This is a genomic window from Arthrobacter sp. TMN-49, from assembly GCF_054511095.1.
On record NZ_JBTNDH010000011.1, the window covers coordinates 60,559 to 82,375 of the forward strand.

Consider the following 21,817-nt stretch of genomic DNA (forward strand, 5'->3'; position numbering starts at 1 on the left):
GCTTGGTCGCACACTGTTGTCTGCCGGAGCGAGGAAACTACCGCGCCAGCTGTTGTGCCGTTGCTTGGTTCAGGGCCAGGATGTCTCCTTCCGTATAGAGCTTTTGGAGGCACATGTTGTTGCCGCCGTTGGCAACATTGCCTTGGCCCAGTGCCGTATCCTGGGTGCCCGGAATCATCGGGAAATGATGCGCCACCGTCACTATTTGACGTATTTTCGTCCCACATTGCAGGGCCGTCCAGTGCAACCAAATATCATCAGCTTTCGGGCAATACGCGGAAAAGGCTTTGCCCCTGCTGGCCAGTTCGTTCAGCATCGCCGCCGGGTAGATGACCCCGGAGACACCGAGCGCAAAATTCCCCGGCCGCGCCACGGTGTCACGGACCACGGGCCAGGCGGCGTAGGGGTCAACACGGCCGCGGCTGGTGGTCAACGCTTTGGCCCAGTGGCAGTTGATGTCCTCCGGGTGGGCCTGGTGCGCGGCATAGAGGCTGCCCAGCCAGCGCCGGGGGTACATGATGTCGTCGTCGGCCGTCACCAGCGGCAGTTCATGGTGGGGAAGGGAGTTGACGTAGCCAAAGTACTTTCCGTGCGGGCCCACGTTTTCGGCCACACGGATCTCTAAGCCGCGACGCTGCAAACGCCGCAGGGACTTTGGCAAGCCTCCCGGGGGTAACTCAAGGTCATCGTCGAGCCACAGGATGAGGCGGGCCGGTTTGGCTGTCCCCGCCGCGATGGACTCGATGGCCAGGGCCACGGACGGGACACGGTCACCGTAACTTGTCAGTGACACTGCCACCGGGACTGTTCCCACCACTGCCGTGCGACTGAGCCGATTCTGCGCCCTCAACCGTAAGGCCCGAAGGACGCTGCTGGCCTTCCTGTATTTTTTGCGCCACCGCCGAGCCATGCCCCGCACCGGCTGCCATTTTGAGTGTTCTTCCATGGCCGGCATCGACACCTCCCTTCCGCACTTGGGGTCCTGTGCAGCCGCCACGCTGCACAGGACCGAGTGAATTTCAGCTGCTCCGTTGGATCCTTGCTAGGGGACCTGTGTCACCAGCAGTCCGTCAAACTTCACGGAAACCGGGAAGTTCGTTGACGATCCCGACATGTAGGTAAACAGACCTACTGCCCCCGGCACCTGCAACGCCGCCGTGGTGTCAGTGCCGGTGGCCTGCCATGCGGCAGGTTCGGTTGTTGATGTCCTCCACAACTTCGCCGAGATGGTGGTTGTGCCAGTGCCAATCACCTGCAGACGAAGCGTCATGGATTGGTTGTCCACCAACTTGAAGCCGGTGATGTTGACCGTCCTCAGCGTGGTCTCAACCCCGCCCACAATGCGGGTTGTGTACAGGGTCAGGGTGCCGTCGGCGGCCACCTTCACCTTGGCCCGGTAGTCACCGGCGCCGGATACCGAACGGCCCAGAAGGTAAACGTACGAACCTCCACCGTTGGCGATCTTGTCGAGGGAGAACTTAACCACGGAGTCCGCACTGCTTGAGGACACGGAGTTCAAATAAGCCCCAGGCCCCGCACCAGCCTTGGTCAGCGCCATCCCGGCTTGACCGCCGGAAACTGAGTACAAGGATGCTGAACCACTCAGGGTCCAGGCTCCGCCAACATCGGCCGAACCCAACCCCCCGGTGACAGTCCTGCCAAAGTCGTCCTGTGCCAGGACCCCCGCCGGTGCTGCCACGGGTGTGACGGCCTGCGTCACCGTGCCCGTGCCGCCGGAGTTGTCGGTGACTGTCAGGACCACCTGGTACGTCCCGGCCGCAGCGTAGTCGTGGTTCAGGGTTGCCCCCGTGCCGTGCGCTGTCCCGTCACCGAAGTCCCAGTCGTAGGAAGCAACTGTTCCGTCACTGTCCGTTGAGGAGGAACCATTCAGTGAAACCTGCAGGAAATTCACCGAGGAGGTAAACGCGGCCACCGGAACAACATTGGCGGGCGCCACCGTGACGGGGTGCGTCACCGAGTCCGTACCACCGGAGTTGTCAGTAACAGTCAAGACGACCTGGTACGTCCCACCCGCTGCGTAGCTGTGATCCAGGGTTGCCCCCGAGCCGTGGGCCGATCCGTCACCGAAGTCCCAATCGTAGGAAGCAACTGTGCCGTCACTGTCCGTGGAGCCGGAACCGTCAAGGGACGCCGTCAGCGTCGCCACCGAGGAGCTGAACGCCGCCACGGGAACCACATTCGGTGCCGGAGCCACCGTGACGGGGTGCGTCACGGTGCCCGTGCCGCCGGCGTTGTCGGTAACCGTCAGCACCACCTGGTATGTCCCGCCCACTGCGTAGCTGTGATCCAGGGTGGCCCCGGAGCCGTGCGGTGTCCCGTCGCCGAAGTCCCAATCGTAGGAAGCAACGGTGCCGTCACTGTCCGTGGAGCCGGAACCGTCAAGGGAGGCCTTCAAGGCGACCGCCGAGGACGTGAACGCCGCCACCGGAACCACATTCGCCGGGGCGCCTGTGGTGCCCAGTGCGTAGTGGTTGGCCACCGCATTGGCGGATATCGCCGTCGGGTATACTGCCACCTCGTCAATGGTGCCGGCGAAGTATGGCTGCGGCCCCCAGGTGGTGTCACTGCCAACACGCCAGTAGCCGTTATAGTTTTGCGCGGCTGTTTGCGGATTGGACGCCACCAAGGCGCCATCGACGTACAGCTTCATGCCGTTGGCACCCTGGGTTGCCACCATGTGGTGCCACTGGCCGTTGTTGTACGAACTCGTGGAGGTGGCCACATTTTGCACCCCTGTATAGGTGCCAAACGTCAGCCGCCCGTTGGTCTCCATATAGACGTGCCTGTCGTAGGTGCTGGAAAGCAAAGTCCGCGCGTTGCCGAAACCGATGAGCTTGCCACCGCTAGTCGTGGTTGTTTTGAACCACAACTCCTCAGAGAAGGTGGTGGGGCTGCTGAATTGATCATTGCTGGAGAGCAGCCCCGTGATTCCATTGAAGGTCACGGCCGTGTTGCTTTGGCCGCTCAGGGCACCGGCGGCTCCCTTGGTGACGCCGATGCTGTAGCTGCCGGGGTGCGAGGATGGGCCCGAATCGGCCGCCGTTGTCCCGGTAGCTTCGCCCACCCGCCAGTACAGCAGCGGATCGCCGTCATACACGGCTTTCCCGTAAGCGTCCGCCGGGATGTTCAACGTCCGCCCCGAAAGCAGGTAGTGGCTTTGCAGCTGGGCCCGGGTTAGGTTGCTGTTGTAGATGGCTACCTCGTCAATGGAGCCGGCGAGGTAAGTGTTGCTTGGCCTGGCCGTCCACCCGCTGAGGTTGTCCCCGCCTAGGCGCCAGTACCCGTTGTAGGTTTGGCCGGTGGTGACAGTTGGTTTGGTGGCAACCTGCAGGCCATCAACCCAGAGGCTCATGCCACCGACACCCAGGCTGGCAACAATATGGTGCCATTGCCCGTTGTTGTAGCTTGCGCTGGAGTTTACCGTCTGGACGCTGCCGTTGTACACCCCGAAGTAGATGCGCCCGGAGTTGTCCATATATACATGCCTGTCATAGTTGGAGGACAGTCCCGTTGCGGCGTTTCCATACCCCAGGATCTTCCCGCCGCGGTTGGTGGTGGTTTTGACCCACATCTCGGCGCTGAAGGTGTTGGAAGCGGGAAGTGCGGCCTGCGTGGCAGCCATACCATTGGTGGTCGCATCAAAGGTGCTGGCGGTGTTGGGATCGTTCGCCAGCGCCCCTGCGGCGCCGCGGGTGACCCCCGTGCCCACAGCCAGATCGGACCAGCCGGCCCAGTCTAGGGATGTTGTGGTTCCGGCGGCTTCACCCAGCCGCCAGTAGTCCGCGGCCCCGTCGGCCAGGACTTTGTCGCCATAGGCGCTTGCCGCTGCCGCATCGGCCACCGTCACGTAGATGGTTTCCGATCTGACCTCATTGTTGAACGGGTCGGTGACAAAGATTCTGTACCGGTACTCCTGCCCCGGCACCAGACCTGTGTCAACATAGCCCATGGCGGGCCGGTTCCAGAAGGTTGACGCCTGCGTCACGGTGTAGATGGGTGAGGGAATGATGCCGTCCCGGATGACCTTGTACGTCAGGTTTTCATTGTCACGGTCCCAGTTGGCCTGCCAGCCGATGCGTACAGTGCCCGGGGAGAGTGAAACCACCGAGGGGTTGATGCGTGAACCTGAGAGTCGTGGACCCTGCTTGTTGGGTGCGATCTCCTTCTTCGCAAATCTCACCAAACCTTGCTGGGCGGCGTTATTGACGTTCAAGAACTCTCCGGCCAGGACAACATAGCTGGTGTTGCCTGCCACCGTCCACGGCCCCTGGCTTTGTCCGGAGGCTGTTCCCGTGTCAAGGTCCGGGTACCAGTTCAGCAGCGAGGGACGCGGAGTGCCGGCATAGTTGAAGTAGCCGTACGGGTCCGGGGTAATGGTGCCTGTCACTGCCTTGGTGAAGGCCAATCCACGATGAAATCCCCACGGCGTGGTTTGTGGGAAGCCGCCAATATTTCCGCAGTAGTGCGCATGGCCCACGGCGTAGACGGCCTTTTCGTCGGGATAAACGTCATAGGTGTCACCGTGGCAGTCCTGAATCCATTTGACGGCCCCGTCGCTCCAATTGGCCGAGAAGACACCCTCAAGGTTGCCACCAGAGCCAAACACAAACCCGGAGCCGTAGACCTGGTCACCGTCGGCGGCCAGGCTGACAATGGCTGCATTAGCTCCGCCGTCACGCACCAGCACCGAGTTCGCGGCAAAGGGCAAAAGCGCCCCTGAGACGGCATCAACCGCCCCTAGACCGTAGCCGGGGTTGGAGGAGCCATTGAGGGTGGTGAATTGTCCACCCACCACCATCTTGGTCTTGTCCGGGGACAGCACCATGGCGTTGACCTTGCCGCCAACCGCCGACGGAGCCCACCCGAGCAGTGAACCGTCAATGGCGCTGAAGGCGGCCAACTGGTCGCGGGTTACTGCGCCCACAGCCTTGAACAGACCGCCCATGTAGACGGTAGTGTCGGTGGCAACGATGGAATACACCGTTGACGCCGGTTTGGGCAGGAAGCTTGTAATGAGGGCACCGGTGGTGGCGTTGAGTGCCGCGACCCGCCACACGGTGGCCCCGTTGACGGTGGTAAACTGGCCGCCCACATAAATCCGGGTGCCGTCAGGTGACGCGGCAATGGCCGTGGCCTGGGCGTTCAAACTCGGCGCGAAGCTGGTGATGAGGTTTCCGGTCCGAATGTCGTAGGCCAGAATGTTGTTCCGCACCACCGTGTTGGTGCCCGGGGCAGAGCCTGCCGGGCGGGCGGTAGTAAAAGCACCCACCACATAGACTGTGTTGCCCACCACCAGCTGGCGCCACGCGACACCGTTCATTTGGACTGTGGGCAGGGCGTCTGCGGAAACAGTTTCCGGCGTGGCCGGATTGTTGGGATCCGTGGGGGCAGTATCGGCTGTTGCCGACACCGCGCCAAGGACTCCCAAGGACATGACAAGGCTTGCACCCAGGAGGGTGGCCACGGTTTGCCGGCCGAGCGTGACAATGCGGCGACGCATTCCCGCTGGGCCGAACAGGCTACCTGAGACCGTGTATTCCCGTTTTTTCATGGCGTTCCTTTACTGACTGACACAGCACCTTCAAAGGCTGCGATGGGCGAGGAAGCATTAAGGCTGGTGAGGATGCGCACCTGCTGGCGTTGCGCCAGCGGCACGTTGAAGACAAAAGTGGCCGACGCGGTTTGCTTGTTCGCAATGACGGGCGGGAATGCAGCTGTTCCCGGCCCGCTCAGCTGAACGGCAGGGATCTTGTCCTTGCCGTACTCGACCGTCACAGCAAAGTTGTTGGTTGTTAGATCCTTGCCGGAGTTGTTGGCAACCACCACCGTGAAACGGATGGCCGGTCCGGCGATCTCGCCGATGCCTTCGGCGACCCCGTCGACGGCGGCAATGTTGTCCACTGAGACGCCCAAGCCGGGATTGACTGTGACTGCCTTGTCCAGGGGCACCGGAGCGGCGACTGGCTGCGGCACGGCGGCCAGGGCCGCGTCCTTACCCAGGTCCGGTCCGGATCCCGGCGTTGTGGGGGCAGCTGCCGTGGGTTTGGCGGCGGCAGATTTGCTTGCTGCCGGGGCGCTCGGCTTTGCTGTGGGGCTGGCCGACGGCGTGGTGCCAGCTGTCGATGTAGGCCCAGCCGTCGCTGGGGCGGCTGCGCTGCCGGTGGGATTTGCTGCTTGCGACTGTGTGCCGGCCTGCCCCACCTCGGAGCCTGTTGGCGAGGTGTTGACTGCTTGCACGACACCCCAGACGGCAACGGCGAGCGCACCCACCAGCACCATCACCCAGATTTTCTTGATCCACCGGTGGCTGTCCGGCTCGGCGTCCGGCGCTGCTGGTTGATGTGTCATAGTTCCTCTTTCAGGGCCCGGGCCGATGACGCGCTGGCTTGAGCAGCCGCGTGGTCTGCCCGCTGAGGCGTGCTCAGCGAATAAGACGCGCCAATCCTTAGCAGACCGCCGGAACGATTTCGCTCACTGGTTCCGCCGCCGGCAGGCGTTGCGCGCCTCCCCGCGTACCGTGTTCGCGGTGCGAAGGGCACCCGGCTACCCCATTCCAAGCTCCATGTATTACCCATGGTGTGAGACCACCCTTGTTATTTGGCTTCCACTACGCCTGACATTCTTGGCGTCTTGACTTTGACTCTAAGTTTCTCTCCGGCCGAGCGCCCGAGTGGTTCCTACCTCACTTCGAAAACATAAAAATGATTACCCTGCGTGGGTGTACTCTATTGATCCGCGTTGTTACGTGAATGGGTGGCCATTACTACTTGCTTTGGCTCGATTGAATACTCGGTTCCGGGTGGATTCCTCGAGTGGGGCATGGCTTTGCCACCAGAACAGGCGGGCTTCCCACCCTGCTGGTCCTGGCCTAGACTGGCGAACAATGCGCGAGGACCCCTCACGATGCGCCACACCATTGACCGACGGAGGTTGAATATGGTCCGCACGCTCAAAGCCATGGTCGTTGTGGCCGCCCATCCGAACCCGGAACTTTACGGCGCCGATCGTGTCTTCCTGGAGACCGTGGAGGGGTTGGTGGCCCAAGGCCATCGCGTGGTGGCAACACTGCCGGAGACCGGCCCCCTCTGGGCGGAGCTGACGCAGCGAGGCGCCGAGGTGGTTTTGTGCCCAACCCCTGTGCTGCGCAAATCTGCGCGCACACCCCTGGGGATTGTGCTGCTGGCCGCAGAATCGTTGCGAGATCTTCTCAAGGGACTGGTGTTTCTGCGCAAGGTTCGCCCCGACGCGGTGTATGTCAGCACCGTGACAATACCTTTGTGGATTTTGCTCTCCAGAATGTCTGCGATTCCTGTGCTGGCGCACGTGCATGAAGCCGAAAAGTCAGTCTCGAGACTCTCCAGGCTTGCCCTGGCCACGCCGCTGCTGCTGGCAAACGCCATAGTGGCCAACAGTCGCTTCAGCGCCGATGTCCTGACCGGGGCGATCCCGCGCCTGGGGCCGAAAATTTCTGTCGTCTACAACGGAGTGCCCGGTCCGCCGTCCATGTCCCAGGCGCGGGCCGGCACGGAGCCGCCCTTGCGGGTGCTGTACGTTGGCCGGCTATCGAATCGAAAGGGCGTTGGCACGCTGATAGCGGCCATGTTTGAGGTCAAAGACCGCAACATCGCTGCGCATCTGGACATTGTTGGGGCCGTATACCCTGGCTACGAATGGTATGAAGCCCAGCTGCGGGATCAGACGGCTGCACTGGGTCTGGAGGAATCCGTGACCTTTCACGGCTTCTGCCCTGATGTGTGGCCGTACCTGGAGCGTACTGATATCTCGGTGGTTCCCTCGCGCATCGATGAGCCGTTTGGCAATACTGCTGTTGAGGCGATCCTGGCCGGGCGTCCCTTGGTCGTCAGCAATTCGGCCGGGTTGTTAGAAGCTGCCGGGGGCTACCTTTCCCCGCAATTTGTGGCAGTCGACAGCCCCGAAGACATTGCTGACGCCATTGAAAGAATCGGCAAGGATTGGACCCGTTTCCGCGCCGCAGCCCGTCAAGACGCGGTGACTGCCGCCAACCGCCATAACACGCGAAGCTACCAGCAGCAGATGGTGGCGGCGCTGGCGCAGATCACCCGTCCCTAGCTGCTGCTCAGGTGCGCACTGCCGCCGTGGCCCGGATTTCCTGGGCTAAGCTCACCGTTGCCTCAATGTGAGACCTGGTCGATGCGCCGAAGACTATTGCCTCAATGGCATCGTGGCCCAAAACCCACTCAAGGGCTTCCCTGGGCGCAATGGCGCCCGAAGCCAAGACGGACATGGCAACGGGGCGGAACTTCTTGTGGGCCAGCACGTCCTGGTACCCCGCAATGCCACCTGACATCCGGAATCCGAGCTTGTTGATGTTTGAGCAAACAATGGGGTTCTCAAGGCCCTGTTCCTCCAACGCATCGAGCAGTCGCGGCAGGTTCATGGTGATGAACCCGGGCTCCGCACCGTACCGGGTTCTCACATGGTCGGCAAAGATTCTGAAGGCCTCGTTAAAGCCCAACCCGAGGAGGAGGTCCACCACCACATTCTGCAAGAAGATCACCGGCGTTGGCAGTCCGTGAAACATTTTCATTTCAGCATCTATCAACAAGGTGATGATGCCTTCAACGTCCTTACGGGCCACCGATCGGCCGCCCACCAGGGCTGCATTGATAAGTCCTGTGTCCGGCAGGAATTTTTTCAACGCCCCCATCATGCCCACATCCGTCACGGCATTGGCGTATTTGTGCGCATACGGCATGCACGGGTAGAAAGCGAAGCCTTCGTAACGCTCCGGATGGCAACGCACATGGTCGCAGACGGCTGCAATGCGATCATGGGTGGTGCACATGAAGGTGCGGAGCCCGCAGGCGTAGGCATCGTCGAGGACGTTGATGACCGCATCGAGTGATTGAAACTTCAGCGCCTGGGCCCGGGCTTTCTCCTCGGACATGTGGTTGACGCCAAAGAACTGATTGTCACCAAAAAGTAGTGTGTCCATGATTCGATCCTCCTAGGGTGGTGGCTAGCTGCCCAGCAACTTGGCAACGGCGCTCAGGCGTCGCCAGGAGAACCGGGGCGTTGCCTGGCTCGGGGACAAGGCGGGGGCTTCTTGTGCGGGGCTTGGTTTTGTTGCTGCATCCTTGATGAGCATGTCAATGACACTGTCAGCCTCGGCCGCACTGGTGAAGGAGTTTTGATGCGCTGGCGCATTCCTGTCCCCGCGTCCCACACCGGTGATGAAGTAGTCCAGCTCGGCACTATATTCCTCACCGCGCAGATAAAACCACGTGGGCGGGGTCAATTCGGTCGTGTACCGCACATTCCACCCGTGCCCATAACCGTCGGGCAATGCTGCTGTCTCTCGCAAATACACCTGACATTCCTGCCGGTCAACGGCGATCCGGCCGGCGTCACCCCAAATCGTCACCTTGGTGGTCATTTTTCGGTAGGACTCATCGGACCAATTGACGGAGATCTGGGCGGAACGACCGTCAGCATAGTTCAAGGTTCCGTACACCTCGTCCTCGGTGTGGGCGGAGAAGACACTGCCGAAGATGGTTCCGCTGACGCCCTCGGGACTGCCCAGGTACCAATTGACCAGGTCGATGGCGTGGGCGGCGTAGTCATACAGGCAGCCACCCCCCGATTCCCTGCGGTTCCGCCAGGTGCCGCCCTTGGGTGCCAGCACCACCGGGCCGTAGGATTCGGCCAAGACATGTGAGACCTTGCCGATGGCTCCGGCGTCCAGCAACGACTTCACTTCCGCGAAGGCGCCAACAAAACGGTTGTGGTACCCCACCTGGGTCACCACGCCGCGCTCGGCCGCCAGGGCGCTCAGCTGCCTCGATTCAGCCAGGCTGAGGGTCAGCGGTTTTTCGCAGAAAACATTCAAGCCAGCCTTGATGGCTTTCTCGGCCATGGGAAAGTGGGTGGCTGTGGGCGTTGCAATGACAACGCTCTGTGCCCCCGATTCCGCCAGCATGGTGTCATAGTCCGTGAACGTTTTTATCCCGGTATATTTTTCCAACACATCCAGGACGTACTTGACGGAATCGCACACGCCCACCAGTTCAACCTCGGGATGGGCCCGCAGCATGGACAAATGTGACAGTCCCATCTTTCCCACACCTACTACGGCCACTTTAGTCATCGTTACTCACTCCCTTATTCGCGTCGTCGTGCCCGATCTCCTGCCCGGACGTATCCCCGGGTAACGATGGCGTTCGGGTAGCTGCCTGCAATTCTCTAAACCACTTCACCAAGGCCAAAACGGTGAAACCCGCCGTCGCCGCCACGGTAACCGCATATAGGCCCATGAACAGCGGCAGAACCCCCATGAGCAAGAAACTCAGGCACAGGACTCCGTAGTCCATGGGCAAGACCATGACCGATCGGGTCCATGACGGCCGCCCGCTGCTAGCATGCGCCGTCGGCATGACTGTTCCCAGCGACCGCCGAAGCTGCTCGGTGAGAATCATGGCGAAAAAGTACACGGGCCCCACAATCGCCGAGGCGAGCGGGATAAGCAGCCAGGGAACGGGCACGGCCTCAAATCTGTACAGGCCCACGGCCAGAAAGACCGGCAGGGCGGAGATTTTTACGGCGTCGGCAATGTGGTCCAGCCACTCACCGGCGGGGCTTCCGCCACCCCTGAGCCGGGCCAGCTGGCCGTCGGCGGAGTCGAAGGCGTAGCCGATCACCAGGAGCAACCCCACAGCCACGCCCAGCACCGGCCCGGGTGGGACGATGACCAGCAGTGCAATGCCGGCGTAGGTGAACAGCGCACTAATCACTGTGACCAGATTCGGTGTCATGCCAGCCTTGTACGCTGCGGCGGCCAGGACCCTGCCCATTTTTCGGTTGATGAACCGGGAGTATGCGGGTGCGTGGAGCCCGGCACCTTTTTGTGCCAGGGAAAGCCGGCGGAAGACCTGCCCCAGAGATTCGTGCACCGGTGAGGGGCCCTCGGCCTGCCTCCAGGTGGCGGTCATGAGGCACCAATATTCTTCAGGTCACCAAACGAGGGATCCACCGTTGGTGACCGCCGTCGACTCTTGAACAGTGCCTTGGTGGACTCCCCCGCCACAATGCGCCGGCACATGGCCTCATAGCCCTGCGCGATGTCATCCCAGTCGTAGTGCCGGGCCCGGGCCACGGAGGCGACACCACGTTCGTGCACCCCGGCAACATTCGCCTCGGCACCCTCGGCGAGCGCCGGGATGTCAGCGGCTGAGCCGAAGTACTGCCCCGCCGCACCGAGCACCTCCCGGTTGAACCGCACATCAAAGGCGTTGGTGGCGGCCCCGGCACCCATGGCCCGCAACAGGCTCGGGTTGGTACCGCCCACCGAATGCCCGTGCCAGTAGACAAGGGCGTTGGCATAAAGCTCGTCGAGAAGATCCTGGTCCCATACCCCGCCCACAAATGTGACCCTTTGATCGCCCATGGCATGCAGTGTTGCCGTGTACTCCTGGGCGTAGGGGTGCGAACCCACCACTATCAGCGGCAGCTTGGCCCGGCTCTTGGTGTATCCTTCCACGATCATGTGGACGTGGTTCTCCGGCAGGAAGCGGGCCACCACCAGGTGGTACGCCTTGGCGCTCAGGCCGAACTCGGCGATCCGCGAGCTCCCACCGCCCTGAAGGATCGGGGCGCCGTAAGCCAGCAGGGTGGTTTCGACGTTGAATTCTTCCGTGTAGTAGTCCTGGATGCCCTCGGCGTCGGCGATGAGCGCGTCGGAGAGACGAACTGCCAGCGACTCGGCTCCCCGGTAATACTTGCGCCCAAGGTTCCCCCACCTGGCCCGCTGCCACTCAAGCCCGTCAACGTGCGTGGCGACCGGGATGCGCGCAGCCTTCAGAACCGGCAACCAGGGCGAGTTGGCGGCGTTGAAGACGATGGCGGCGTCGACCCTGTGTGTGAGGATGTGGCCCACTGCCCGGCCGGAGTGGACAAGAGTTTCCAAGGACTTCCTGCGCGGGGCTGAGTGGTGCACCAGTTCCATGCCCAAGTAGTGGGTGGGCCCGGGTTGTTCGGACTTGGCCGTCCGGCAATACACCACCACGTCGTGGCCCATGGCGGCCAGGCGTTGCCCGACCTCCTCGACACACGTTTCAAAGCCGCCATACCTGGCGGGAACCCCGCGGGTGCCCACCAACGCGATTCGCATGGTGCCGCCGCCGGTTGAACGGGTATTCATGTGAGACCTCCCCAGCACGATGTTGTGTGCAGTACCGATTTCTCCGTGTATGTCTAGAATGAGCGACGGGCTCGCCCCGATTCAAGGAATTCATGGTCGATGACTTCCAGCGTCCTTCGAAGAACAGTGCTGGAGGTGTGGACGGTGTAGGGGAAGTAGATGACATCCACTCCCACGGCGGCAAAGTCCCGTTCCAGAGCTCGCCCCTGCGGGGTACCCTTCCAGTCGTCGCCCTTGAAGAAAATGTCGAAGGGGGTTTGCCGCCACGTTTGGAGCCTGTCCGGCCATGTTTCGGCGATTGCCTGATCCACAAAGGAAATGTTGGAAACAATTTCCAGCCGTTCGGCCAAGGGGATGACAGGTGGCTGGCCTTTGTTCTCGATCAGGAGCTCATCCGAGACCACTCCGGCGATCAGGAAGTCACATTGGGAACGAGCCTGCCGCAGCAGGTTCAGGTGGCCAACATGGAACAGGTCGAAGGCACCGGCGGCGTAACCAATCTTGATACTCATGCGAGCTCCTTTAGTATGCGCCAATGGGTTTGAGGACGGTCTTGAACGTCCGCCACAAAATGATGAAATCACCTGTCAGGGACCAGTTCTCCACGTAGTACAGGTCCAGCCGGACCGCCTCATCCCACGCCAGATTGGATCTGCCACTGACCTGCCACAGGCCGGTAATGCCGGGCTTGATGAGCAATCTGCGGTGGGCCGGCTTTTCGTAGCTGGCCACCTCAGACTTCAGCGGCGGCCGTGGACCCACCAGGCTCATGTCGCCGACGAGCACATTCCAGAACTGCGGCAGCTCATCGAGGGAGTATTTCCGCATCCACTTCCCGCAGCGGGTGATGCGGGGGTCGTTCACCATCTTGAACAGGACACCGTCCGCCTGGTTCTTGCCCGCCAGCTGAGCGAGTTGCGCCTCCGCATCGGTCACCATGGAACGGAACTTGGCCATCTTGAACTCTTCGCCATTGCGTCCCACCCGTTCCTGGCGGAACAGCGCAGGTCCGTGACTGTCGAGCCTGACAATCAGTGCAAGGACCAGCAGGAGCGGGAGCAGGATGATCAGTGCACCCGCACTCACCACCACGTCCATGGCGCGTTTGATGATGTGCCGGCCACCGGAGTACTGCGGCAACTCCACATGCACCAGCGGAAGCCCCTCAACGGGGCGAAAATGAATGCGCGGGCCAGCCACATTGGTCAGGTTGGAGGCCAGCACCAGCTCGGTGGACATGTCCTCCAGCCGCCAGCCGAGTTCACGGATGGCGCTGGGACCGCCCGGCAGCGGGCCGGCCACAATCACCGTCTGCGCACCCGTCACGCTGATCACCCGGCCAATATCGGCCATCGTGGACAGTACCGGGATCTTGTGCCAGGGCGGGTGCAGCTCCACAGCTTCCTGCAGCGACGTCAAGGCGACACCCACCACCTTGTAACCGGCGGAAAGGTTGTTTTTCAGTTGCCCTATCACGTAGCCGACGTCGTCGGCCCGGCCAAGAATGACCACATCACTCAGGCACCGCCCGGCCTCGCGTTCCCGGGCCAACCAGCGACGCCACCCCCACCGTGTGGTGAGCAGCAGCAGCGCCCCCAACGGAAAAGCCAAGGCGAAGAAGCCACGCACCAATTCCACATTCAGGGCCACCATCACGATGGCCATGGCGCCAAACACACGCAACGTCGAATGGAGGACTCGTTTGTATTCGGTGGCACCAATGCCCACCACACTTGTCTCGCGGGTGCGACTAAATTCCAGGTCAAGGGTCCAAAAGATCAGCAGGAAAATACCTGTCAGCAGGTAACTGCCCTGCCCGTCGGCGCGGCCAAAGTTGTCGTTACCGAACCACAGCAAATACGAGACAGCTATGACGGCTGTGATGGCGATGGAATCGGTGATCCGCAGCTTCCACCGATACGAGCCCGACCACGATTCAGGTCTCCCGGCGGCCGAACCGGAGCTCTCCAGGGGCAGGGCATCCCAGACGGCGTGCTTGGGGCCTCTATGGCGTGAGGTGAAGGCGCGAACTGCGATGCCGCCGGGAAGCCGTTTGTTGGACGGGGCATGAATTCTGGGCGAAGTCATCAGACGCTCCCTTGTTCGCTGACAGTGCGCAAGTAGGGAGCCGACGACGGCTGGGGGAAAGCCTTGGTCTCAGAAGGCTTTTCCGCCGCCGGCTCCGAATTGGGAGTCCACCTGGCATTCGTGGACAGTGAGTGTTGCGGCACTTGGCACTGGAGAGTTGCGCGATTAGAACAGAGCATTGTGAGACCTTCTCGGATTGCTGTCCGCTGTGATGTTCTAAGTAAAGAAGAATCACGGCCCAAGAACACCAGTGGCGACTACTCTAATCACCCGCCGTCGACGCTACTTTGTCTACGCGTTGTACTCATTAAGCGGCGGATTTCTACTTGATTCGTCGACCAAGTACCTAGGCCCGGGGCTTCCGTGGCACCCCGCCATCACTCGGCGCCCTAGGGTAGTCGCTAGAAAAAGAGCTCCGCGGTCAGTTCTTCTCGCCCCGAAATGCCCAGTTTCGCGTAGCACCTGTAGAGGTGCCCGCCCACTGTTCGCACCGACACGTACAACTTCTCGGCGATGGCACGGTCCGATAGTCCCTCCACGGCCAGCATCGCTATCTCCCGTTCCCGCCGGGTGAGCAGCACAGCATCTGTGCCCGGCAGGACGGTTGTGCCCAACGCCAACGGTGACATCATGGCTGCTTGCCCGGCCTCGTTGGCCGGTGGCGCATTCTCCGGTGCCAGGGGTGCCGCATCGAACACGGTCGCCGAGAACCATGAATTCTGGCTCATCTGTGGCGACGTTCGCGGAGTCATCGCCGACGCCCGGCCAGCAGAGTGACCATCCGGCGTGGCGGCCAGTTGCTGGCCAAAGTGCAAGATCGCCTCAGCCCATGGCCCTTCCACCATCTGGGAAACGTGCAGCAACCGCTCCAGCAGCGACCTTTCGCCCAGTTCAACCGCAACGGCAAGGGCGTTGAGCTCCAGCAGCGGCGCCTGCTGGTCCCTGGCACTGTCGGCCAGGGTGAGCAACGCCGCCAGCCCCGAACCGTCGTGGGCATGATATTCGTGCGCCGCGGCCAGGTAGGCCCGCTCGTGGGCGGTGACCAGGAACATGGCAGGTCTTTCCTGATGTTCGGCAATCAGGCGCGCCGCCAGTTCGCCCCGCCCCAGTTTGGCGGCCGTGTAGGCTGCCATGGCGGTGCACAATCCGAGCAGTTGCTGCGGATCGTTATTCCGCAACGACTCAATGGCCGGAAGAAGCGCGTCCACAGCTTCGCCAAGAAGGCCCTGCCGGATCAGCCCCATGCCCCGGGCAACGTTGGCCCCACCACCAAAGGCGATAATGACTGGCCCGGTGTCGACAAAGAACTGGTCCAGAAGCGTCGCCGCCAGGGGCAGGTCACCGGAGCACAGTGCCGTGGTGAGCTGGCGGAAGACGATCATTTCGGGGATGAAGAAGACGTCATACACCTGCGAATGCTCGATGGCGAACGCTTCCGCCGAGCGCTGCTGGCTTTGCGTGGCCAGGCCCAGGGCGCACAGCCGTTCGGCATCCATGGCCAAGGCAATGGATTCGTTCAACCGGCGCTCCTCCGGCGACAGCTGCGAGCCACCAGCCAGCACGGACTCTATGAGCGGGAGCATGCCGGCATAGTCACCCAATTGAGAGAGCATCATCAGTTCAAGCAGAGAAGTCTTCTGTGCAACATGGTCCCTGATGGCGGCTGCTTCTTGGGGCAACTCCACCATGAGCCGTTCACTGGCGCCGAGCAGTTGGCTGATATCGGCCTTGATACCCGACGCCGGCATGCCGAGGGCAAGCCGGGTGGTGGCCCGCAGCAGGGCACCAAACAACAGTTCACTCAAGGTGCGTGCCGCGTCGAACGCGTCATCAAGAAGGTCCGCGGCTTGTTCATAGCGGCCCAACATGAAGTGGGCCCTCGCCTGCACAGCCCGCACCTGCAACGTCGGCTCGTGCGCAGCGGTGTTCTCAAGAAGGTCCAGCGCCAAGGTGGGTTGCGAAAGTTTACAGGCGATCAGGGCCGCCCGCAGGAGCCGGTCGGGCGAAACGTCCAGTCCGCTGTCCACGGCCCAACTGACCCTGCGCAGGAGCGCCTCTGTTCCCAGTGGTTCGGCGTCAAGTTCGGCCAACAAGCTGTCGTGCAGAATGCGGCTCCGCGCCGGGGGTACCATTTGTCGAATGACCTCCCCGTAAATGGGATTGGCAAGCCTAAGCAAGCCATCATCGAATGGCTGCGGCTGAATGAGTTGCCGGCCCAACAATTCAGCAACGGCCGCCTTGCCGCTGACGTGTTCCACCGTGTCCCGCGGCACCGGTTCCGCCAACGCGACAAGGTCCAGCGCCGCCTCGGCCACCCCGCTCAGACCACGAATCTGTTGCCTGACGACGTCGCGCAGGTTTCGGCCCACCCGGTGATGACCGAGCCGGTACACCCAGATCCCCCGGCTCTGGGTGAGTAGGCCATCCTCAAGGGCCTCACTCACCAGTATCTTGAGCAGCATGGGGTTACCGCCCGAACACGACCAAAAGTACCAGCTAGTGGGCAGCGCAACATCAGCCTGAAGCAGGGCCTGAGCGAAGTCGTGTCCCTGGTCACGGCTCAGCGGCAAGACGTCGATGGTTTCGGCACTGCCGCCGCTCCACAGCGTGGGCAGTGGTTCGGGCAGGCTTTGGTTCCGCAGGTGTGAGGCAACAAGTTTGGTGGTGCCCGAGAGCACCAAGGTGACCAGAAGTTCGGCCGTTGACCGATCAATGGCGTGGGCGTCATCAACTATCACCAGTGAGCGTTCACTCTCATAACTCACTCCGCCGCCACTGTTGGCGATGGCCGCCAACACCGCACGGAACACGTTCGTTCGACTGCTCACGTCGTCACTGTTCACCGTGCCCAGCAGCGGCGCCAACGCCCCGTAGGGAACCGCGCTCAGCGACGGGGTGCCGTGGAGAGTCAACACGGCCCTGGATTTGCCAGCTTCTTCGGCGAGGTGACGCAGAATGCTGGAGGCTCCCAGGCCGGTGTCGTAGCGGACTATGACAGCCTGGCAATCCTCATTGTCAATCGCATATTCAATTTCGGCAAGTTCGATCTGACGCACAAACGGCGTGGGGCCGGGCATCACGAACGGAGCGCCGTGCAGATCCTGCTCATCGTGGTTCATGTGCTCTCACCAGCCTAGAACAACTCGTTGCGCGAACTCAGGCCAAGTTTGGAAAAAACCTGGTACAGGTGCCCTTCCACCGTTCGAATGGAGACGCCCATCCTCTCGGCTATGGCCCGGTTTGCCATACCGCGGCCGGCAAGCTTTGCCACCTGCAGTTCGCGTTGTGTCAGTTTAACACCCTCGGTGGCTGGCACCAGTGGGAGAGCGGGGGAACTCGGCGTCAAGTGGTCAACTCTCGCCTCGGCTTCCTTGGCCTGGCGGGTAAAACCGGCGGACCGGGCAAGATCCAACGCCAGGAGGGCGCACCGCAATTCCACGGCGGCAAGGTCCATGTCTTCGGCCATGGCCGCGGCCGTCAACGCCTTTTCCGCATCTTTGCCCAGAGAAGCTTGCGCCAGCAGCAAGGACAACTCGGCCAGGGGTCCTTGCCCCATGGCCGCGGTCGACTCCAAGAGTTGCAGGTCTTTCTCGCGAAGACTGACGGAGGCGCCAAACAAGCTCTGGGCGGCCAGGGTGTACCTGCCGGCGGCGATATCCTCCTGCGCAGACGCGACAAGAGCCTCCGTGGCGTTCGGGTCCCCCATCCAGCGTTGCGCCAACAGGGTAAACAGCTTGGTCATGGACAGGTTGACCCACGCCGTGTTGGGTGCCAAACCGCCGGCGAGGGCCAGGTACTTTGCCGCTTCGACGTCGTCGTCAACTTGGGCCAAGGCGCAGCCCAACGCCGCGTAGGCCAATTGGGTGCAGTTGTAGGTGTCGCGGATTTCCAGCTGCGCCACAGCCGCCAGGAGAATGTCGGCGGCCTCCAGACCCTTGCCCGCGCAAAGGTGGGCAATGCCCAACCCCAACTCGATGATCCCACCGTGATACTCGGAGCGTCGGCGCATGGTGCCCAGCATCTGCGTCAGTATTTCCGTGCCCGCCCGCCATTGTCCGGACCAGGTGAGGGCAAGGACCAAACCATGCAGGTGGAGGTCCGGTTGCCGAATGAACCGTGAGGAACCCGTGAATTGCGCGGCAATTTCTTGCGCCAATTCAACCGCATCAAGCTCCCGCCCGGTGGCCGCCCACACCACCACCAGCAGGCTGCCGCAGAAGAGGCTGTAGTCGGTGTCAACCATTTCCCGGTAGCCGGCCTCAAGCTCCAGCGCCGTTTCGCTGAACAGGCCACTGTGCACCTGGTACTCAAACTTCACAAGGTTCAAACTTCTGCGGGCGTTCGCCACCTGCTCGGGATCATGGCCGGCCTCGTTGAGTTTGGCGCTCTCAGCACGCAACAGCCCCGGAATTTGTGCCGCTCCCCCGTCAACCCACAGCAACGCACCGCAGAGTTCACCCACCCAGATAGCGTGGTCAACAACGCCCAGGGCGGCGTCGGCTTGTTCCTTGGATTGCAGGATTTCGGCCACGGCTCTAGGGTATTCGGCGAGCAACAAATAGGCGGCACTGCGCACCAGGGCGGCGAAGACGGTGGCGGTGGCATCACCTTCGGCGGCGGCGGCGAAAGTCAAAACAAGCTGCGGCTCCGAGTACACCAATGCAGCCCTTGCCGCGGACAAGGCGACCTCGGGCTCCAGGGGGATACCGGCGTCGTGGGCCCAGGCGGCAAAGACCAAGAATTCATGACGCGAGAAGGCGTGCGCATCCAACGACACCGCCTGCGTCAATTCTCGGTACAGGAGCGCTTTTTCTTCCCTGCCCAGCGTGGCCCGGACAGTCTCAGCCATGAAGGGTTCTGCAAGCGCCGTGTAGCGACCTGCCTTCTCGCTGATGTCCAGATAGTTGCGTTCCTCCATCTCGGACACCGTCTCGGTCCCCAAAACCTCAAGCACCATGGACAAGGGGACTCGTTGGACAAGCGACATCATTTCAACGCCATGACGAACGTGGGCGGATTCGCGCTCCAGCCGGGCCGCAACCAGTTCCGCCAGCAGGCTCGACGGTGCTGTGGTGCGTTCACTGGTGAGCACCCACGTGTCATGGTGTTGCACAAGGTGCCCGCGATTGATCTCTTCATGGATCAGGGTGTGCAGGACCAGCGGATTTCCGCCACTGGATTCGTGCAATGCCGCCACGGTCGCTGCGGCCACGGAACCACCCAGGGCCCTGGTGATGAGGGCGTGCACTTCACTTTTAGTGAATGCTGCCAGGACCAGTTCCGAGAGCAGACCATCCTTGAGTAGCCACATCAAGTCCTCGGGCAGGTCGTTGGTGGCCCGGGCAAGAACCATCACTTTCGCGACGCCGCTGAAGACCAGATGCATCAAAACGCCCATGCTCAAGGTGTCCATGGTTTGCAGGTCATCGAGCAGCACAACGATGGTGCGCCCGTGGGCGTCGGCGAGCACCAGTTCAGTGATTCCCTGGATGATCGAATTGGGCGTCTGCAGGCTGCTGCGCTCCAGGCGGGCCAGCTGCACACCCCACAGCCCGTAGGGTATTGCCATTTCGGTGCCTGACCCGAACAGCTTCACAACATAGCTGGTGCCGGCAATACGGGCTTCGACAGAGCGTGCCAGCGTGGTTTTTCCCACGCCGCGAGGGCCAATAACCACCACGCCGTGGCTCTGCCGATCAGCGAGTTGGTCAGCAACTACCTCAACAAGGTCCTGTCGGATGAACGATGACCAGCGTCGCCGTTCGGCAGCACCCATGTCACGGCGAGTTGACCGATGTGCTGGCTTGTCTCCTCGGTCAGGAGACCAGTCACTCCAGACGCTTGTCATAACCCTTTCCCCTACACTTCGAGGCACCTGACCGGCATCCAGAGGATACCCCAGTCGTAATTACGCTGATTCTAACAGCGATTGCGGCGAGCTTGGCCACGATTTCGGCTACCTTGGCCGCGGCGGTTCCACGCCGTGCCGGTGAGATCTCGCCCCCGGCGCAGCATTAAGAGAATTTTTGTTGCGCAGCCAACAGCCCCTGGCCAGCTAGAAGTTCGACGGCGTCGGCTGCGTTGTCGATCAAGAACGGAAGTGTTTTGTTCTCCGCCGTGGAGAAATCGCGCAGCACGTGGCTTGCGGCATCGGCACGCCCGGGCGGACGCCCCACCCCGGCACGTACCCGCAGGTAGTCCTTGGTCCCCAAGGTTTTGGAGATGTCGCGCAGGCCGTTGTGGCCGCCCTCGCCGCCGCCGAGTTTGACCTTGACAGTGTCAAAGGGGATGTCAATTTCGTCATGGACGGCTATCACATGATCGGGGGCGAGGTTGTAGAACTTCGCCAGCGACGCCGTCGGGCCGCCACTGAGGTTCATGAAAGTTGTTGGCTTGGCCAGGATCAGCTTGTGCCCGCCCAGCGACAACCTGCCCGTGGCCACCAGGGCCTTGGCTTTGTGGGTTTTGAAGGTGGCGTCCATGCGGGAGGCTAGTTCCTCAACCACCATATAGCCAATATTGTGCCTGTGACGGCTGTAGCCGGGCCCGGGGTTCCCGAGCCCGACTACAAGCCATGTTTCACTCATGAGTGATGATTACTCTGCAACTTCTTCGGCTTCGACAACTGCGGGCTCGGCGAAGTGCACGATCAGCACGGTGCCGTCGGTCAGCAGCTCGGCGTTGGCCGGCAAGACCAGGTCCGAGGCGTGGATGTGTGCACCGGCTTCGCGGCCGGCAATGTCAACCTCAACCTTGACGGGAACGTGAGTTGCATCAGCGGAGAGGCTGATGGTCATTTCCTCCTGGTTGACAACAACGGCCGGGGCAGGCTCGCCGAAGATGACAACGGGAACGTCAACTGTGACCTTCTCGCCCTTCTTGACTGTCAACAGGTCGATGTGCTCAACGATCTGCAGAACGGGGTCCTTCTGAACATCCTTCACCAGGGCGAGGTGCTTGACACCGTCAACTGTGACAGTCAACAGGGCGTTGGCGCCGCGGATGGCACGAACTGTTTCGCGCTCCGGCAAGACGATGTGCAAGGGAGCAACACCGTGGCCGTAGATTACTGCGGGGATCTGCTTGGCGCGGCGGATGCGTCGTGCAGCGCCCTTGCCGAATTCGTTGCGTGCTTCGCCGATCAGGGTCAATTCAGCCATGAAAAAAGCTCCTTCATTCATTGGGGTGGGCGTGGACTAAACAGGTCAACACAATCCACCGCACGAATGCCAGGAGCGTAGAAGACCCAGTCGATCACGGACTCTTGCTCGCGCAAGCGTCCCTCGCCAAGGTTTACTGCACAAGCTTACCAGAACGACGCCGGGCAGTTCACCTCGGCGCAGGAAGGCGCCCCAGCCCGTCATTTTCCGGCGACTATCCGCCGCGTCGGCCGCGGGCGGCCTTTGGCGTCTCCTTTACGTCGCCTACAAAAAATGCCGGCTCCGGTGCGCCTTTCTGCGGCGCCGCCAATTGTGCCGCCAACAGCAGACGGCCGCCTGCCCCGGAGCGAGGATGGATTTTGCTCGCGAG

Annotated in this window: 14 protein-coding genes; 1 reads left to right on the forward strand and 13 read right to left on the reverse strand. The window is 61.8% G+C overall.

The window, feature by feature from the left end:
• Positions 1–37 precede the first annotated feature (37 nt).
• The 3 genes from ACX80E_RS06950 to ACX80E_RS06960 all read right to left on the reverse strand — a co-directional run bounded on the left by ACX80E_RS06950 (position 38) and on the right by ACX80E_RS06960 (position 6,369).
• Positions 38–946: a hypothetical protein gene (locus tag ACX80E_RS06950; RefSeq protein ID WP_459301180.1), complete on the reverse strand. Its 909-nt coding sequence runs from the start codon at positions 944–946 to the stop codon at positions 38–40.
• A gap of 96 nt (positions 947–1,042) precedes the next feature.
• On the reverse strand, positions 1,043–5,572 hold the full coding sequence (locus ACX80E_RS06955) for a PKD domain-containing protein (protein WP_459301181.1): 4,530 nt from the start codon (positions 5,570–5,572) through the stop codon (positions 1,043–1,045).
• A complete protein-coding gene (locus tag ACX80E_RS06960) occupies positions 5,569–6,369 on the reverse strand; it encodes a hypothetical protein (protein WP_459301182.1) in 801 nt (266 codons plus the stop codon). Before ACX80E_RS06960 ends, ACX80E_RS06955 begins: the two co-directional genes overlap by 4 nt.
• A gap of 588 nt (positions 6,370–6,957) precedes the next feature.
• On the opposite strand from ACX80E_RS06960, the gene ACX80E_RS06965 reads away from it, so the two are divergent.
• On the forward strand, positions 6,958–8,112 hold the full coding sequence (locus ACX80E_RS06965) for a glycosyltransferase family 4 protein (protein WP_459301184.1): 1,155 nt from the start codon (positions 6,958–6,960) through the stop codon (positions 8,110–8,112).
• Positions 8,113–8,119: 7 nt separating this feature from the next.
• On the opposite strand, the gene ACX80E_RS06970 is transcribed toward ACX80E_RS06965, so the two are convergent.
• The 10 genes from ACX80E_RS06970 to ACX80E_RS07015 form a co-directional block, all read right to left on the reverse strand.
• A complete protein-coding gene (locus ACX80E_RS06970; protein WP_459301185.1) occupies positions 8,120–8,998 on the reverse strand; it encodes a hypothetical protein in 879 nt (292 codons plus the stop codon).
• A 24-nt stretch (positions 8,999–9,022) separates the two neighbouring features.
• The gene (locus tag ACX80E_RS06975; protein ID WP_459301186.1) at positions 9,023–10,150 is read right to left on the reverse strand and encodes a Gfo/Idh/MocA family protein; all 1,128 of its coding nucleotides are present in this window, start codon (positions 10,148–10,150) and stop codon (positions 9,023–9,025) included.
• Complete coding sequence (locus ACX80E_RS06980) at positions 10,143–10,991, reverse strand: CDP-alcohol phosphatidyltransferase family protein (protein WP_459301187.1); 849 nt, start codon at positions 10,989–10,991, stop codon at positions 10,143–10,145. Before ACX80E_RS06980 ends, ACX80E_RS06975 begins: the two co-directional genes overlap by 8 nt.
• A complete protein-coding gene (locus ACX80E_RS06985; RefSeq protein ID WP_459301188.1) occupies positions 10,988–12,199 on the reverse strand; it encodes a DUF1972 domain-containing protein in 1,212 nt (403 codons plus the stop codon). Before ACX80E_RS06985 ends, ACX80E_RS06980 begins: the two co-directional genes overlap by 4 nt.
• Positions 12,200–12,252: 53 nt before the next feature.
• Positions 12,253–12,711 (reverse strand): adenylyltransferase/cytidyltransferase family protein, encoded by a 459-nt coding sequence (locus tag ACX80E_RS06990; protein WP_459301189.1) that lies wholly within the window; start codon positions 12,709–12,711, stop codon positions 12,253–12,255.
• Between the two features lie 10 nt (positions 12,712–12,721).
• On the reverse strand, positions 12,722–14,287 hold the full coding sequence (locus ACX80E_RS06995; protein ID WP_459301190.1) for a sugar transferase: 1,566 nt from the start codon (positions 14,285–14,287) through the stop codon (positions 12,722–12,724).
• Between the two features lie 401 nt (positions 14,288–14,688).
• Positions 14,689–17,406 (reverse strand): helix-turn-helix transcriptional regulator, encoded by a 2,718-nt coding sequence (locus tag ACX80E_RS07000; RefSeq protein ID WP_459301191.1) that lies wholly within the window; start codon positions 17,404–17,406, stop codon positions 14,689–14,691.
• 14 nt (positions 17,407–17,420) lie between these two features.
• Positions 17,421–20,063 (reverse strand): helix-turn-helix transcriptional regulator, encoded by a 2,643-nt coding sequence (locus ACX80E_RS07005; RefSeq protein WP_459301192.1) that lies wholly within the window; start codon positions 20,061–20,063, stop codon positions 17,421–17,423.
• 238 nt (positions 20,064–20,301) lie between these two features.
• Entirely contained in the window at positions 20,302–20,874 is a 573-nt protein-coding gene (gene pth, locus ACX80E_RS07010; RefSeq protein WP_459301193.1) for an aminoacyl-tRNA hydrolase, read from the reverse strand.
• A 9-nt stretch (positions 20,875–20,883) separates the two neighbouring features.
• On the reverse strand, positions 20,884–21,447 hold the full coding sequence (locus ACX80E_RS07015) for a 50S ribosomal protein L25/general stress protein Ctc (protein ID WP_459301194.1): 564 nt from the start codon (positions 21,445–21,447) through the stop codon (positions 20,884–20,886).
• Positions 21,448–21,817 lie beyond the last annotated feature (370 nt).

Coding starts and splice junctions, on each gene's coding strand:
- pth (WP_459301193.1), bottom strand. CDS start 20,874: ATGAGTGAAACATGGCTTGTAGTCGGGCTCGGGAACCCCGGGCCCGGC.
- ACX80E_RS06985 (WP_459301188.1), bottom strand. CDS start 12,199: ATGAATACCCGTTCAACCGGCGGCGGCACCATGCGAATCGCGTTGGTG.
- ACX80E_RS07000 (WP_459301191.1), bottom strand. CDS start 17,406: ATGAACCACGATGAGCAGGATCTGCACGGCGCTCCGTTCGTGATGCCC.
- ACX80E_RS06995 (WP_459301190.1), bottom strand. CDS start 14,287: ATGACTTCGCCCAGAATTCATGCCCCGTCCAACAAACGGCTTCCCGGC.
- ACX80E_RS06950 (WP_459301180.1), bottom strand. CDS start 946: ATGGAAGAACACTCAAAATGGCAGCCGGTGCGGGGCATGGCTCGGCGG.
- ACX80E_RS06955 (WP_459301181.1), bottom strand. CDS start 5,572: ATGAAAAAACGGGAATACACGGTCTCAGGTAGCCTGTTCGGCCCAGCG.
- ACX80E_RS06965 (WP_459301184.1), top strand. CDS start 6,958: ATGGTCCGCACGCTCAAAGCCATGGTCGTTGTGGCCGCCCATCCGAAC.
- ACX80E_RS07005 (WP_459301192.1), bottom strand. CDS start 20,063: ATGGGTGCTGCCGAACGGCGACGCTGGTCATCGTTCATCCGACAGGAC.
- ACX80E_RS06975 (WP_459301186.1), bottom strand. CDS start 10,150: ATGACTAAAGTGGCCGTAGTAGGTGTGGGAAAGATGGGACTGTCACAT.
- ACX80E_RS06990 (WP_459301189.1), bottom strand. CDS start 12,711: ATGAGTATCAAGATTGGTTACGCCGCCGGTGCCTTCGACCTGTTCCAT.
- ACX80E_RS06970 (WP_459301185.1), bottom strand. CDS start 8,998: ATGGACACACTACTTTTTGGTGACAATCAGTTCTTTGGCGTCAACCAC.
- ACX80E_RS07015 (WP_459301194.1), bottom strand. CDS start 21,447: ATGGCTGAATTGACCCTGATCGGCGAAGCACGCAACGAATTCGGCAAG.
- ACX80E_RS06980 (WP_459301187.1), bottom strand. CDS start 10,991: ATGACCGCCACCTGGAGGCAGGCCGAGGGCCCCTCACCGGTGCACGAA.
- ACX80E_RS06960 (WP_459301182.1), bottom strand. CDS start 6,369: ATGACACATCAACCAGCAGCGCCGGACGCCGAGCCGGACAGCCACCGG.